Origin of the sequence: Acinetobacter sp. 5862 (assembly GCF_024494585.1) — a bacterium.
Lineage (GTDB): Bacteria > Pseudomonadota > Gammaproteobacteria > Pseudomonadales > Moraxellaceae > Acinetobacter.
The window spans coordinates 1-15910 of sequence record NZ_JANHGP010000018.1 but is presented as its reverse complement, the minus strand read 5'-3'; the positions used below and the strand labels follow the sequence as shown (position 1 = coordinate 15910).

General features: G+C 40.6%; 13 protein-coding genes and 2 pseudogenes. 7 read left to right on the top strand and 8 right to left on the bottom strand.

Going from position 1 to position 15910, the window contains the following annotated elements; all coding sequences use genetic code 11:
- Positions 1-84: 84 nt before the first annotated feature.
- The 3 genes from NO346_RS02615 to NO346_RS02605 all read right to left on the bottom strand — a co-directional run bounded on the left by NO346_RS02615 (position 85) and on the right by NO346_RS02605 (position 2932).
- A complete protein-coding gene (locus NO346_RS02615) occupies positions 85-729 on the bottom strand; it encodes a trimeric intracellular cation channel family protein (RefSeq protein WP_004659470.1) in 645 nt (214 codons plus the stop codon).
- A 52-nt stretch (positions 730-781) separates the two neighbouring features.
- Positions 782-1264 carry a YchJ family protein gene (locus NO346_RS02610; protein ID WP_256414134.1) on the bottom strand — a complete coding sequence of 161 codons (483 nt, stop codon included), beginning with the start codon at positions 1262-1264 and terminating at the stop codon, positions 782-784.
- Positions 1265-1348: 84 nt separating this feature from the next.
- Positions 1349-2932 carry a TerC family protein gene (locus NO346_RS02605; protein WP_256414133.1) on the bottom strand — a complete coding sequence of 528 codons (1584 nt, stop codon included), beginning with the start codon at positions 2930-2932 and terminating at the stop codon, positions 1349-1351.
- Between the two features lie 326 nt (positions 2933-3258).
- On the opposite strand from NO346_RS02605, the gene NO346_RS02600 reads away from it, so the two are divergent.
- Positions 3259-3885: a TIGR00730 family Rossman fold protein gene (locus tag NO346_RS02600; RefSeq protein ID WP_256414132.1), complete on the top strand. Its 627-nt coding sequence runs from the start codon at positions 3259-3261 to the stop codon at positions 3883-3885.
- Positions 3886-3939: 54 nt separating this feature from the next.
- Here NO346_RS02600 and NO346_RS02595 read toward each other — a convergent pair whose 3' ends face one another.
- Positions 3940-5784 carry a choice-of-anchor I family protein gene (locus NO346_RS02595; RefSeq protein WP_256414195.1) on the bottom strand — a complete coding sequence of 615 codons (1845 nt, stop codon included), beginning with the start codon at positions 5782-5784 and terminating at the stop codon, positions 3940-3942.
- Positions 5785-5947: 163 nt separating this feature from the next.
- Here NO346_RS02595 and mdtD point away from each other — a divergent pair, with 163 nt between their 5' ends.
- From mdtD to NO346_RS02565, 6 genes and pseudogenes are all read left to right on the top strand, one after another.
- Positions 5948-7342 (top strand): multidrug transporter subunit MdtD, encoded by a 1395-nt coding sequence (mdtD, locus tag NO346_RS02590; protein ID WP_256414131.1) that lies wholly within the window; start codon positions 5948-5950, stop codon positions 7340-7342.
- Positions 7343-7379: 37 nt separating this feature from the next.
- The gene (locus NO346_RS02585) at positions 7380-7892 is read left to right on the top strand and encodes a hypothetical protein (protein ID WP_256414129.1); all 513 of its coding nucleotides are present in this window, start codon (positions 7380-7382) and stop codon (positions 7890-7892) included.
- A 14-nt stretch (positions 7893-7906) separates the two neighbouring features.
- Complete coding sequence (locus NO346_RS02580; protein ID WP_256414128.1) at positions 7907-8668, top strand: glycoside hydrolase family 25 protein; 762 nt, start codon at positions 7907-7909, stop codon at positions 8666-8668.
- The gene (gene dinB, locus NO346_RS02575; protein ID WP_256414127.1) at positions 8658-9725 is read left to right on the top strand and encodes a DNA polymerase IV; all 1068 of its coding nucleotides are present in this window, start codon (positions 8658-8660) and stop codon (positions 9723-9725) included. Before NO346_RS02580 ends, dinB begins: the two co-directional genes overlap by 11 nt.
- A 300-nt stretch (positions 9726-10025) precedes the next feature.
- Positions 10026-10382: pseudogene (locus NO346_RS02570) on the top strand (response regulator); the annotation flags it as partial.
- A gap of 121 nt (positions 10383-10503) precedes the next feature.
- On the top strand, positions 10504-10857 hold the full coding sequence (locus tag NO346_RS02565) for a RidA family protein (protein ID WP_178882881.1): 354 nt from the start codon (positions 10504-10506) through the stop codon (positions 10855-10857).
- Positions 10858-10861: 4 nt separating this feature from the next.
- On the opposite strand, the gene NO346_RS02560 is transcribed toward NO346_RS02565, so the two are convergent.
- The 4 genes and pseudogenes from NO346_RS02560 to NO346_RS02545 all read right to left on the bottom strand — a co-directional run.
- Entirely contained in the window at positions 10862-11395 is a 534-nt protein-coding gene (locus tag NO346_RS02560; RefSeq protein ID WP_005163240.1) for a DUF2726 domain-containing protein, read from the bottom strand.
- A 305-nt stretch (positions 11396-11700) separates the two neighbouring features.
- Positions 11701-14082 (bottom strand): YgiQ family radical SAM protein, encoded by a 2382-nt coding sequence (locus NO346_RS02555; protein WP_256414124.1) that lies wholly within the window; start codon positions 14080-14082, stop codon positions 11701-11703.
- 167 nt (positions 14083-14249) lie between these two features.
- The gene (locus tag NO346_RS02550; protein ID WP_256414123.1) at positions 14250-14759 is read right to left on the bottom strand and encodes a hypothetical protein; all 510 of its coding nucleotides are present in this window, start codon (positions 14757-14759) and stop codon (positions 14250-14252) included.
- 84 nt (positions 14760-14843) lie between these two features.
- Positions 14844-15836: pseudogene (locus NO346_RS02545) on the bottom strand (MFS transporter); the annotation flags it as partial.
- Between the last annotated feature and the right edge of the window lie 74 nt (positions 15837-15910).

The following is a 15910-nucleotide window of genomic DNA, read 5'->3' as shown; positions in this document are numbered from 1 at the left end:
GTTATCGTCAATGTTTTGTATGCTATGTGGATGAATGCCTTGTGACAAGCCCTTGTTGTTGTTTAAACGTCAAATGGTGTCTTATCAATGCTCATCTGTTGAAGAAGCAGACTCAGCATCATCTTCTTTATAAATAAATTTCGGCATTTCCAAACCAAAATAAATTGCGATTACACGCAAGGTAAAACCAAATACTAAAGTAAAAATCACAGTCAAATCATGAGGTAAACCAATTTCCAAACACACCCAATAGCAGATGACTGCAACGAAGGAAATACTGGCATACAACTCACGGCGGAACACTAAAGGCACATCATTACAGAGAATATCTCGTAGGATACCGCCTGAAACTCCCGTTAACACGCCTGCCACGGCAGAAACTACAAAACCATGCCCCATCGATAATGCAATTTGACAACCAATAATCGTAAAACCAATTAAACCCATGGCATCGAGCAATAAGAATACACTGCGTAAATGCTTCATCCATTTGGCGATAATAATGGTGACAAACGCTGCACAACAAGTCAGAACCAAATATTCAGGATGTTTGACCCACGTTAAAGGATAATGGCCTAGTAAAACATCTCGAACTGAACCACCACCTAAAGCGGTCACACAAGCAATCAGCGTTACCCCAAACCAGTCCATACTACGTCGTCCTGCTGATAACGCCCCTGTCATCGCTTCCGCAGTAATGGCAATAATATAAATCACGGTGAGTAACATCTGCCGACATCCCTAAATCAGGCATCAAAGTGTGCGCTATTTTAAGGCAATCTTAGATGAATTGCGCGCAACATTGTTTAAATTTTTTCCCTGAACCGCAAATACAGGGTTGTTTCATTGTTATTTGCATATTCAAGGTTGGATCAAGAAAGTACCAGCGTTGTTGACGCAAAACAAAATGTGAAATTTCATGATGAATATGCGCCTGTTTGTCACCCTGATTTTTATCACAATAATGAGCTTTGAACTCGACCAAGGCATGGGTTTTATCCAGTTTTGGCTGGTGCTGCACGACTTCTAATTTTAGCCACTGATTGGATTGACTCCAATCTGCAATCGCTTCTCGATCCAAAGCAGCTTGCTGTCCCAAAGCGGTGGTTTCCATAATATAATCAACATTTTGTAAAGCAAAAGCACTATAACGCGAACGCATCAATTGCTCTGCATTTTGAGCAAATTGTTGTTTCAAATGCAAAGGCTGGCAACATGTTACATATAGCCCATTTCCACATGGGCAATTCTCTGTCAATGTCATTTCAATACTCAAATAAAAATAGCCTTGAGCAAAACGACCGTAATCACGATCGTGAAGCTCAGAGGCTATTTAAAACAAACTTAATTATGTATCGGCTAACTTTTCTTTGGCAATAATACGCACTTTTTCAATTTTGTGCCCATCCATTGTAACAACCTCAAAGCGATAGCCATCTGCTTCAACCGTCTCACCATTTTCAGGTAAACGACCCAAATGGAACAAAAGATAACCCGACAGGGTTGAGTATTCCTCACTTTCATCTACAAGGTCTTTACCCAGCAGCAATGAAACATGGCGAATATCGGTTGAACCCTCCAATATCATGGAACCATCTTCAAGACTTTCCGCCGCTGCTTCAAGTTCGTCCTCATCAGGGAATTCACCCGCAATCGCTTCCAGTACATCAATCGGCGTTGCAATCCCTTCAATGGAACCATATTCATTCAGTACGATTGCCATTTGCAACGGCGCTTGACGTAACTGTTCCATCACCATCAGGACTTGGGCATTTTCATGTACAATCACAGGTTCACGCAGATGTTTACTGAAATCAATCGTTCCTGTTTCAATGTATTCATTGAGAATTTTATGGGTCAGTACCACACCCTCAATATTATCCAGTTCACCCCGTGCAATGATCAGGCGTGAATGGGTCATTGCCATTAAACGTTCTTTCAACTCTGCCGGATCAGCGTCTAAATCTAACCATTCTAATTCAGGACGCGGCGTCATCACAGATTTCACAGGACGTTCAGATAAGCCTAAAACACCCTGTACCAATACGCTGTGATAGACGCCATTATCTTCGTCAAACACTTCTTTGGCATAGGCTTGAGTCGCTAAAACATCTTCGGCTTCTTTATTTTGGCCTTCACTAACATTACCTTTACTGCCCAACATACGTAATACTGCAGAAGCTGTGCGATAACGTAAATCAGTCGTCGTCACCAATTTCTCTTGATTACGACGCATGGTCTGATTCACGATTTCAACTAAGACAGAGAAACCAATCGCAGCGTACAAGTAACCTTTCGGAATATGGAAACCAAAGCCTTCAACCACTAATGAGAAACCGATCATCATCAGGAAGCCAAGACACAGAATCACCACTGTTGGATGCTTATTCACAAAATCCATCAGCGGTTTGGATGCCCAAAGCATAATACCAACAGCGATAATCATTGCCAGCATCATGACACTTTGATGCTTCACCATGCCAACCGCAGTAATCACACTATCTAAAGAAAAGACGGCATCCAAAACTACAATCTGAACAATCACCATCCAAAAAGTCGCATGTACAGGATTTTCTTCTTTCAGTGTTTGGTGACCCTCGATTCTTTCATGTAACTCCATCGTCCCTTTGAAGAGTAAGAACACACCACCAAACAGCAAAATCAGGTCACGACCAGAAAAGGCATGGTCAAAAATATGGAATAGTGGTTCAGTTAGAGTCACAACCCATGCAATTGCAGCAAGCAATCCTAGACGCATAATTAAGGCGAGAATCAAACCAACTCTACGAGCAGCATTACGTTGTTCTGGTGGTAGTTTTTCTGCCAAGATTGCAATAAATACTAGGTTATCAATACCTAGGACGATTTCAAGCACCACCAATGTGGCTAAACCAACCCATGCAGCAGGATCAGACATCCATTCAAAAATCATTGATGTGACTCCTCTGCAAAATCAGCAATATCGTTATGAAGTTGAAATTTTAAAAGGTCGGCACAAATAGCCAAAACATTTTTTTTAGGAAATAAGAACAAAGCGGAGCGACAACAACCACTACTCATAGAGGTACATAAATTAATAAAAGGATTTTCAGTATAGGCAAGATTGCAGTGAAATTCATCTTTTTTATGTGCTTGTTGTTTTCAAATTTTTTCTAAAATTCATGATATTGTTTTGTACGTAAAGTGTGCATAAAACTGTCATAAAAGTCATTTAACCTAGACAAGCACAATCAAAATGATAAGGTGAAAATAAACCGAATGAATAGTGTATTTAGAATGACAGATAAAAAAACCATTTCTTCTACTCCCAGAAAAACCACCCAATCTCTGATTGCGTTATATTGCGGTTCTCGTACAGGTAACAAACCCATTTATCGAGATAAAGCCATCGAACTTGCTCAACACATCGCGAATCAAGGTCTTGGAATTGTCTATGGCGGGGCAAGTATTGGCTTAATGGGTCAAGTTGCAGATACTGTACTCGAACATAGCGGTGAAGTAGTCGGTGTAATTCCTGAGTTTATGTTGGACTATGAAATTGCACACAGTAAATTAACAGAGCTTCATATTGTTGAAACCATGCATGAACGTAAAGCATTGATGGCAGAGCGTGCCAGTGCTTTTATTGCTTTACCTGGTGGTTTGGGTACTTTTGAAGAGATTTTAGAAATAGCGACTTGGGGCCAACTCAATCAGCACCAAAAACCGATGATTATTTATAATGTAAATCGTTTTTATGATGCCTTGATTGCTCAACTAGATCATGCAGTTGAGGAGGGATTTTTACCTCCTCAACATCGTGCCAAAGTGATTATTTGTGATTCGCTTGAACAAATTACTAATGTGATTAAAAATTTGAATAGTCCTACACGTATCGAAGTTTAAAATACTCAGCATAAAAAAACGGATCAAATTGATCCGTTTTTTTATGCTCAGAGTTTATTGAAGATTAACTTGGTAAACAGCCGTTGAACCACTGACTTCATTACCAACCACGAGCAATGGCTTACCATTTGGAGAGTCTTTTGCAGAGACAAAAATCAACCCCTCAGGTCCTAAATCACCCTGCTGCGCAATATCTGTTTTTACAAAGTTACGGGTAGTAAAGTATTCAATGAACTTAGGTTTATTCGGCGTAGTGATGTCATACGCCATAATGCCACTCATACGTTCCAAACCAATAAAAGCAAAGGTTTTCTTCCCGATTGTGCCCACAGTAATACCTTCTGGTTCTGGGCCTTTGGCAGCACTTCGCTTATCAAAAGTGACTTCTTCATGATCACTATTAAAGTATTTAGGGAATAATTCTGCTATTTTCTTTTCAAATTCGCTGCCCGAATCCCAAACAAGTTGACCTTGGGTATTCCAGATACTAAATGAACGCGCACCATAGGCATAGAGTTTGTCATAAACCAGATAACCATCTGCATCCAGTTTTGGTGAACCGTCTTGATTCACTTGGTATCCTTTGGTCCACGTCACTTTTAAACGACCTAATTGACTATCTTCACGACAGCCTTTTGCATCTGTTGTCGTTGCGCCACAATAACCAAAAGTTGATGCATTTAATCGTGCACCTTTTACGCCTACAGCGATTTTCTGTAAATGCGCTGGATACTCATCTTTGACTTTATTGGTAAAACCACTACTCTTAAACAGATCTTTAACGCGAATTTCTTCTACAAAGCCCTTACTGGTATCACCACCAAAATATGCCTCAGCATCTTTTAACCAAGCGCGTGAATCCCCTTCATTGGCAGTCACCAAATAAGTTTGTCCATTCACCTGATAGTTCGCAATCGAATCTGGTTGATACATCCCCACTAAACCTGCCCAAGGTTTGATATTGATAATTCCCTTATCTTTATCTTTGGTATCAATAACACCATCACCATTACAATCTGTTTTTGGATCACAATCCCGATCACTCACATCTAAAGCATTCTCAACCAAACTATGGTCTTTATAGCCTAATGGATAAATATCGGTGACTTTCTGTTGTGCGATATCTATTCTCGCAATTGCATTATTTTCTTGTAACGTGACCCAAGCGGTTTTGCTATCTGCTGAAATGGTTATATATTCAGGTTCTAAATCTTGAGCAACGCTGGCATTTGGACCAAAGATACGTACTCCTTTGGCAAATAAATCTGACTTTTGATTATTCCATGCACTAAAACCTGCCACACTGGCTTTAGGTTGTTGAATATTGCTGATATCAATAATGCTGATCGAACCTTCAGGATCAACCGAGTAATCATCATTCGGTTCTGCTTCATTTGCGACTAAAACCGTTTTAGCATCTGGACTAAAAGTCAGCATATCAGGTAAAGCACCCACACTCACTTTGCTAATAAAACTGAGATCTTTGGCATTAAAAAACACCACCATTCCTGCATCCGTTTTATTCTCAGCTTGTACTGCAATCGCAACAATGCCATTTTTCACAGCAACACTATTTACTTCAGAATTTGCTAAATACGTTCGTGCTGAAAGCTCTGCAATGTGTACAGGCTGTGCTGGTTTAGATGCATCTAAAACATCGACTAAACCTTTTTGTGCATTGACTACAAATAAGCGTTTACTTGCCGCATCATACGCAGGAATCTCAGCTGCACTTTTAACAAACACCTTGGTTTCATAACGCCCTAACAAACTTAACTTCATTGTTTCAGGCGTTGCTTCTACAACCTCTGGTGAGTTCGTAGCATTATCATTTTCATTACAGGCAACCAACCCGACAGACAACAATGCTGTCAATAAAACTGAAATCTTAAATTTCATCATCAAATTCCATACCCTTATTTTGTATGGTTAATTTAGTGATTTGAGATGCAAGTTCTATGACACTTTAATGTCAGTTCCATGACCACTCTTTGACAATTTTGGTCTTTATTTCCAATAGGGTTGCATTAAACTAGAACCGATTTCTTATGTGTCAGAACTCATGACCACGACAACACACCAAGCTGTACAGCCCGAATTTCGATGGTTGGTCATATTGGTTTCGATTGGCTTTTTTATGCAAGCCTTAGACACCACCATCGTGAATACTGCAATACCAGCCATGGCGATTCAACTGAATGAAAATCCATTACAAATGCATAGTGTGATTGTCGCCTATGTATTATCTGTTGCAGCCTGTATTCCCTTGAGTGGTTGGTTAGCCGATCGTTTTGGGATTCGTAATATTTATCTCAGCTCTATGGTGATTTTCAGCTTGGCCTCATTGGGATGTGGCTTATCGCAAAACCTAGAACAACTGTTGTTTTTCCGTGTGATTCAAGGTATCGGCGGCGCCTTATTGATGCCTGTAGGCCGTTTGGCTTTATTAAAGCTAATTCCACGCTCCCAATTTCTTTCAGCCATGAGTCTCATGAGTTTGGCAGGGCTAATCGGTCCACTGATGGGACCTACATTAGGCGGTTGGTTAGTTGAAGTCGCCACATGGCATTGGATTTTTCTGATTAATCTTCCGATGGGTATTCTCGGTATGATCATGACATTTAAGATCATGCCCAATCAAAAAGAGCCGACGGTGAAAACTTTCGATTTCAGCGGTTTTATCTTATTGATGGTCGCAATGGTCGGTTTATCCTTAGGCATTGAAAATATGGCCTCCTCACAATATTCAAATCTTGTGAGTATCAGCTTATTGTTGATTGGTATAATTGCCACAGTTAGCTATGCCTATCATGCGCATACCCATCAAAATGCGCTATTTCATGGGCGTCTATTCCGTTACAAAATCTTCTCAATCGGTGTATTAGGTAATTTCTTCGCACGTTTGGGCAGCAATGCTATTCCTTTTATTTTACCTTTGATGTTGCAAGTCGCCTTTGGCTTTGAACCTTTCATTACAGGATTAATGATGATTCCATTGGTCTTGGGTTCATTATTTTCGAAACCAATTATTCGTCCATTAATTCAACGTGTAGGGTATCGTCGTTTTCTACTCACCAATACCATCTTGGTCGGATTATGTATTGCGAGCTTCTCATTCATGACAGCAGTGACTCCACTGTGGTTGAAAGTCTTACACTTGTTTATTTTTGGTACATTAAATTCGCTACAGTTTGTAGGCATGAATACGCTCACCCTCAAAGACTTGCCGCAACATGATGCCAGCAGCGGTAATAGTTTCTTATCAATGATTATGATGCTGTCTATGAGTATTGGGGTCGCAATGGCAGGCACACTGATTAATCTATTCAGTCAGCACTTTTCAACGACATCAATGAGCAGTGCTTTCCATGCCACATTAATTACACTGGGTTGTATTAACATCATTACTGCAATCATCTTTTGGCAGATCCCAAAAGAAACTACGGATGAGAGCTAACATTTTAATAAGATGAAAAAGAATAAGGAAAAATGAGATGATTATTCCAAAATATTGGGCTGAAGCGAAAACAAAAACAAAATTTGAAGGAAGACAATACACCATCAAACGCTTTGGTTGGTCAGATCAAAGCCTTGAGGCAGCGAAAATACATGCTGAACAACGTGTTATAGCAGCGATTGAGCAAATAAAAGTAGATCAAAATATTCGCAGAATCGATCATAAAGTTGCCTATAACGGTGCTGAAGGTCTCCCGATCCGAGTAGAGATTGTTGCACAACATGATGATGTCATTATCACGCGCAACACCTATGGGGCATTATGTTTAAATACACCTGATGTGTTATTTGAAGGCGTTTGGCCTGTCAAGGATGAACGCTTAGCACAACGAGAAAGTTGGGTGCGTCACTACGAGCAGCATGCTAGACATTACGCTTCATGTAGATTTATACAACAATTCGGTAGTCAAACGATTCATGAGAAAGCAAAACGAGTACAATCGCTGCATGACGAATACTGTAAATCTAGCACTCAACTCGATATTGCATAGTACAAAACCTCATTATGGCAAAGAAAATACCGAAGTATCCACTCTCTCAGCATTATCCAGCACTGACTAGTATTGCTTTAACAGTGATGCTCGGTATCGTCAGTTATTTTGGATTGTTCTATCAACAAAAAGCCGTAGCACAAGATTATTCAATCCGTGGATTTGATGTGTCACATCATCAAGGTAAGATTAACTGGAAAAAGATCTCTCCGATGCAATACCAATTCGTGTATCTCAAAGCCACCGAAGGTGGCGATTTCAAAGATCAAAATTTTCAGCAGAATTGGCTCAAAGCACGTGAAAGAGGTTTACATGTCGGTGCGTATCATTTCTACCGTCTCTGCCGTGATGGCACCGTTCAGGCTGAAAATTTTATCGCTACTGTGCCAAAGAAAGCAGATGCCTTACCACCTGTGATTGATCTTGAATATGACAGTAATTGCATTAATACCTATACCAAAGAGCAGTTACTCAAAGAAATTCAGATCATGAATGATCAACTCCATAAACATTATGGCAAACAACCTATTTTTTATATTTCCAAGACTTTTTACCACATTGTCTTGATGGGTAATTTTAGCGATACCCCATTATGGGTGAGGGATTATGAGGGTAAACCTGAATTAAAAGATGGACGGCAATGGCTCTTTTGGCAACATAGCCAAAGTGGAAAGATAGATGGAATTCCCAAACCTGTTGATCTGAATGTATACGCTGAGTCTCCCAAACAGTGGCGAGCCTTTTTAAAAGAGCAAGGCATTCAGGATGGCAAATGAGCTACGCAAGATCATCCATATTGACATGGATGCTTTCTATGCCTCTGTTGAGTTGAGGGAACGTCCCGAGCTCAGGGATTTGCCTGTAGTGGTGGCCTTTCATCATACCCGTGGTGTGGTTGCTGCCGCCTCCTACCCTGCCCGCGTCTTTGGCCTGCGTTCTGCCATGTCGATGGGGCAGGCACGAAAACTTTGTCCACAGGTGATTGTGCTTGAACCGAACTTTGAGAAATACCGAGAGGTGTCTGCACAAATTCACCATATTTTTCAGCAATATACCCCACTGATTGAACCGCTGTCACTGGATGAGGCCTATCTGGATGTGACTGAGAACCTAAAAAACATCCCCAGCGCTACCGAGGTTGCGACACAGATCCGTGCCGATATTCTGGCAGCCACTGGACTGACCGCTTCCGCAGGCGTTGCCCCGAATAAGTTTCTGGCAAAAATTGCATCGGACTGGAACAAGCCTAATGGCCTGTTTGTGATCAAGCCCTCACAGGTACTCAGCTTCATTCAGGATTTGCCCGTCAGTAAAATTCACGGTGTTGGCAAGGTGACCCAGCACAAGCTGCATCAGCTTAATCTGCACACTCTGGGTCAACTGCAACAAATTGAAGAGCATGTGCTGATCCACCATTTTGGCAAATACGGAAAACAACTGTATTTATATGCACAAGGGATTGATCATCGCCCTGTAAAAGCGGAACGGGAACGCCAACAAATATCAAAAGAGACCACTTTTGATGATGATTATACCCTTGAACAATGCCACCACACTTGGCAGCCGTTGACTCAACAGGTCTGGCGTAGCCTGAATAAAAAGCAACTGTTGGCCCGTGGTGTCAACATCAAGTTAAAACTAAAGAATTTTCAGGTTTTACAGCACAGTAAAAGCTTTAAACAGCCCCTGCAATCACAGCAGGACCTATGGCAGGTGGTGTTGCAGTTGCTGAATGAAATGCATATTGAACCTAGTTTGCAGTTCCGTCTGGTTGGCGTGGGTGTTTATCAATTACAGCAAGCCCAGCAGGAATCCCAGCTTTGCTTGTGGTAGTGGCGTTTTTTTATTCAAAAACACAGTTTCTGTTTAAATTTATGTTTGCTTTTTATGCGCTTTTCAGTACTCTAGGCAGCGCAAGCATATTATCCATGTGATTTGCTGATGCTAAAGAAATCCTCACTTTTAGCATATGCTCCTGTGGTTGGCGTGACGATCAAATCCGCATATTACAGGGCACTTCTGGTGTCCTTTCTCAATTTTTTTCCCTCTGTAAAATTTTCAGGATTACGCTTTTCTCCCTGCCGAGTTCAGCTAAACTGTATCCATATAATTAGAAAATATTGATTACTGATCATTATGAATCAAAAAAAAATTCTATGCGTGGAAGATGAAGCCGCCATTGTTTTACCTTTACGCTATGCACTGGAACGTGAGGGATGGCAGGTTAGTTGGACCAATACGGGGACTCAGGCACTGCAACTGCTTTCACAGCAGGGTTTTGATTTTATTATTCTGAATGTGGGCCTACCTGATATCAATGGCTTTGAGGTGTGCAAGCAACTGCGTCAGAAATATCAAACGCCGTTATTGTTCTTGACTGCGTGTGATGATGAGATTGACCGTGTGGTCGGTCTGGAAATTGGCGCGGATGACTATTGCAACAAGCCCTTTAGCGCGCGTGAAATTGTGGCAAGGATTAAAGCCTTTTATTTTTCCGGCAACGCAGGCTGGTTTGCATGGAAAGCTTTGCTGCCTGATGTATACAAAATTACACTGTGGCTAGGGGCCATGCAGTACAATCAGCCTATGTTTTTTTCATTAGGTTACCATTATGTCTGTGCAACGACTTCATGTCACCTCACGTTATTGCGAAGTCGCAATTTCAGGAAATCTAGTTCATTTGGCAGGTCAACTGGCAGATGATACCAGTGTCGATGTTACTGCACAGACACAACAAACTTTAGATAATATCGATCGTTTACTCGCAGAAGCAGGTACAGACAAAACGCATATTTTATCCGTCCTTATTTTTCTAAAAGACATTGAACAAGATTATGCAGCAATGAATGCGGTTTGGGATGCATGGATTGCTGAAGGTCATCCTCCAGCACGTACCTGCGTAGAATCTAAACTGTATACACCAGATGTTTTGGTTGAAATGACCGTGACAGCAGTACGTCCATAATCAATTAAGATGATTTTGCTGCTAGAACATTATATTTCATAACTCGTTCCGTTTGCGGCATTGTGGTTGCTGTGATTGAAACAGGCATGATCGGTTCAAGTAGATCAGGAACTAAGTTCTCACGTAACTCTTGCTCCGTTGGAATACTGCTATAGCGCAATACTCGATAACCGGCTAATTCTAATAAGCTGTCTTGATAATGCTTTTGATGCAGACGATTCACATATGACTCGTCTGCAATCTCAATAATTGCAAGCACTTGATGTTGCTGATCAAGTACGACAAAATCAGCAACTAAACCTTGATACTTACGACGCGTATGTGCAAATTTTGTCGTTAATAGCGCATCAAAAGAAACATGCGCCAAAATCGTATGACGAGGTAATACAGCTTGTAAACGCATCAAGGTAATTTGCTCAGAAATATTGAGAATACCACGGCGTTTTAATGGACTATCTTGACGCCGATTAGGATGTAGACGTCGAAACACAAGTGCTGTAATCAACAGCAATCCAACTATTGTTATGAAATAATACATTTCTAACCAATCCCTTTAGATTTTTTATAATCATTTTGGCTTTGAGCCATTTTTTTAATCAGCAACAACGATAGTTAAAGTCATTTTAGCAGTGTAACTTAAATTTTTTTAATCGTGTTTCACTCGTCGACCAAAGTCGTAAAAGCATCCTGCATCTATATTTATAATCATCAGTAGGCAAATATTCAAGCGGATATTGTCAGTATATGTTTCGATAAATTGTACTTTTATAACTAGATTGTGACTACCCTACCATTTATGTATAAAAAAGAAGGCATCATGACTGATGCCTTCTTTTTATTGATTTAACGCTTTGGTTTCACTTTAGGTTTTGATTTTCCTGAGAATGGTTTTTTGTCACCCGTTTCACGTGGCGGTAAACCAGTATGTTGCGTTAAGATCTGCCCTTTTTGTGGACGTTTCTGACCTGATTGTGGCTGAGATTGCGCTTGACCACGCTTCGCTGAATCACCTGCAACAGTTGAGTTCTTTTTACGTGCAGATTTATATTCACCTTCAGCCGTACCTTGTGGCTGATAGGTTGGGATCAGATGCTGCTTAGAATTACCAATTAAATCCGAACGCCCCATCTCTTTCAGTGCTTCACGTAACAAAGGCCAGTTATTTGGATCATGATAACGCAAGAATGCTTTATGCAGACGACGACGCTTTTCACCTTTCACAATATCGACATTTTCAGTATAACGTGCCACTTTAGACAACGGATTTTTGCCTGTGTAGTACATCGTGGTCGCAGTGGCCATTGGTGATGGGTAGAAGGTTTGTACCTGATCAGCACGGAAACCATTTTTCTTCAACCAAATCGCCAAGTTCATCATGTCATAATCGGTGGTACCTGGATGCGCTGCAATGAAGTATGGAATGAGATATTGTTCCTTACCTGCTTCCTTACTGAAACGCTCAAACATTTGCTTAAAGCGATCATAGGTTCCAATTCCAGGTTTCATCATCTTGGAGAGTGGCCCCTGCTCAGTATGCTCAGGTGCAATTTTTAAATAGCCACCTACATGATGCTGTACCAATTCTTTCACATATTCAGGGTTCAATACCGCAAGGTCATAACGTAGACCAGAACCAATCAAAATCTTCTTCACACCTTTGATTTCACGCGCTTTACGATAAAGCTGAACAAGAGGTGCATGATCGGTATGTAGGTTTTGACAAACCCCTGGATAAACACAAGATGGCTTACGACAATTTTTTTCAATTTCAGGGTCGTTACAATGCAAACGGTACATGTTAGCCGTTGGACCACCTAAGTCTGAAATGATGCCTGTAAATTGAGGTGCAGTATCACGGATCTTTTCAATTTCACGTAAAATTGAATCTTCAGAACGGTTTTGAATAATACGACCTTCATGTTCAGTAATTGAACAGAAGGTACATCCACCAAAACAACCACGCATGATATTGACCGAGAATTTGATCATATCAAAGGCTGGGAAACGTGCATTTCCATAAGAAGGATGCGGTAAACGTGCATAGGGTAAATCAAACACATAATCCATTTCCTCAGTGGTCAGAGGAATTGGTGGTGGGTTGATCCAGACGTCCCGCTCACCATGACGCTGCACTAAGGCACGTGCATTACCCGGATTGGTTTCAAGATGCAAAATACGGTTGGCATGGGCATACAACACATGATCATCAGCAACGGCTTCAAAAGACGGTAAACGAATCACCGCCAATTCACGTGGAGGTAATTTATGTTTAATCGCTTTTGATGGCACAGGCTTTAACTGCACAATCTGTGTATCTGGATCGAGCTGGTCGCCTTCACGCACGATTGGATTGGCAACGATTTCTTTTTGGAAATTTTGATACTGCGCTAATGAGTTACCTTTTTCTTTTTCAACTTCACAGCCATCAATATCTTCAGTCATGACATAAGGATTAATAATTGGATCGACACGTCCAATGGTATCCACGTCATTACTGGCAATTTCAACGAATTTGGCTTTAGATGCTTTATTATGCTTATTAATAATAAATGCTGTACCACGAACATCTGTAATTTCGTGGATTTTCTCACCTTTGGCTAAACGATGCATCACATCGATAATCGCACGCTCACCATTACCATACATCAATAGATCCGCTTTTGAGTCCATCAAAATAGAGCGGCGAACTTTGTCAGACCAATAATCATAATGTGCAATACGACGCAAGCTACCTTCAATCCCACCAAGCAAGACAGGAACGTCAGGAAAAGCCTCACGGCAACGCTGACAATACACCGTGGCAGCACGATCTGGACGTTTATTCGGTTCATTATTTGGCGAATAAGCATCATCGGAACGAATTTTACGATCTGCCGTATAACGGTTGATCATTGAATCCATATTCCCCGCGGTCACACCCCATGCAATGGTTGGCTTGCCTAGAACACGGAAGCTCTCTGCGTTGGTCCAATCTGGTTGTGCAATGATTCCAACACGGAAGCCTTGTGCTTCAAGTACACGCCCAATCACACCTGATACAAAAGATGGATGGTCAATATAGGCATCACCACAAACCAAAATAAAGTCACACGCATCCCAGCCGAGTTGATCCATTTCTTCTCGTGACATCGGCAAAAATGGTGCGGGTTCAAAACACGACGCCCAATATTTGTCGTAATCAAACAACGCTTTTGGCGCGGTCTGCATAGTATAGGCAGTAGACATGGCTTGCGAATCTCGGCTAGCAAATGGAGGAGAGACATCTAAAGATGAAAGCCGATCATTTTAGCATGAATTCAATTCATTTTTATAGATCAAAAAACAAACAGAAGCATTTCCCCAAAAAAGTATTTGTAACTTATTGAGGAAATAGCATCATAAAATGTTGATAATTATACTTCTTCGTTCAAGAAGCCTTCTTTAATTTCAGAAGGTAAATCTTGATGCCACCACTTATAAATAGAAGCTTTAATTTCTTCATCTTCATCAGGATCATTCAATGGTTCATCATCTTCACGAATAAGCTCATCGCCATCAAATTTGAACCAAAACTCCCATGGATCATCATCACCACAGCCCCAAGCTTGTGCATGAATATCAGGTAATAAGCCTTTTAAAAATAATAAAATATTTTCAATGTTTTCATCGCCATTTGAGCCATGGGTAAAATCTAGGACAGCAAATCCATCAACATAGTGCAATGTCTCTGGCGCAAGATCATGTTCAATCGAATCAATCAAATCAACTAGCTCTTGAGTAATCTCATCCGCTTGCGGATTGATGAGTAAAGCTGTCTGAATGAACTTTTCTTCATCTCCGTGATGTGTGGTAAATAAGACCTCTAATTGTCCCATGATTGTTGAGTCAGGATGTTTATAATAAACTCGACTATGTAATTCCATCTTATCTCCCCCAATTTTAATATTATCTCTACACCCAAATAGGCGCTTGTTTAAATTACTAAATTTTCAGGACTTTTATCAAGTTTATGCGACTTTATTTGTCGTTTTAGTTTCGTTTTTCATTAAGTGTATCGCGAGCGCAAAACCAATCACTAAGACCACTCCGACACTCAAATTAATTCCAATCCAGCCAAACTGCTCCCAAACCAATCCACCGAAGCTGCCGAGCAAACTTGAACCAATGTAATAGCAGAATAAATACAGCGAGGATGCCACTGCACGATATTGAACTGCTTGTACTGAAACCCAACTACTTGCGGTCGAATGCGCTGCAAAAAATGAAAAAGCGAAGATAATCAAACCGATCAAAATTGACCATAATGATGGAAGGAGTGTAAACCACAAGCCAATCATCATCGTCATTAACATCATCGGCAGAACCTTATCACGCCCATATTTAAAGCCCCATTGTGCGGCTTTAGGCGAACTATAAATGCCTGCTAGATAAGCAATCGAAATCACACCAATCCATGCTTGTGATAAGTGAAATGGTGCTTCTAATAAATGATAGCTAATGTAGTTAAATACCGTCACTAAACAGCCCATTAAGATAAAACCTTGGGCAAATAAAATCCTTAATTTTGAATCTTTTAAGTTCTGTTCAAATGCATCCTTAAAACGAGAAAACCGAAAGGGATACGGTTTAAAGTGCTGAGATTTGGGCAATAAAAAATAAAATAAACAAGCGATAATCAGGTTTAGAAAACCAATAATATAAGTAGCAGATTGCCAAGAAATAAAATCAACTAAAACCCCCGCAATTAAACGCCCTCCCATTCCACCAATTGCCGTACCTGAAATATACAGCCCCATGGCAAAACCGATATCTTTTTGTGCGATCTCCTCCCCGATATAAGTCATTGCAACGGCTGCGACCCCACTCACAGCTAAGCCAATAAAAATACGAGTAGTCAGAAAAATTTCCCAAATCGGAAATGAAGCACTAATTAGCAATAATACGGAAACAAAAAATAAGGCAAACACCATAATCCTTTTGCGTCCATAACGATCAGATATAGCTAAATTCTAAAAAATATATCACACTAGGCTTTATGGGATATTCAACAGATTTTAAAGAAAAAGTCATAGAA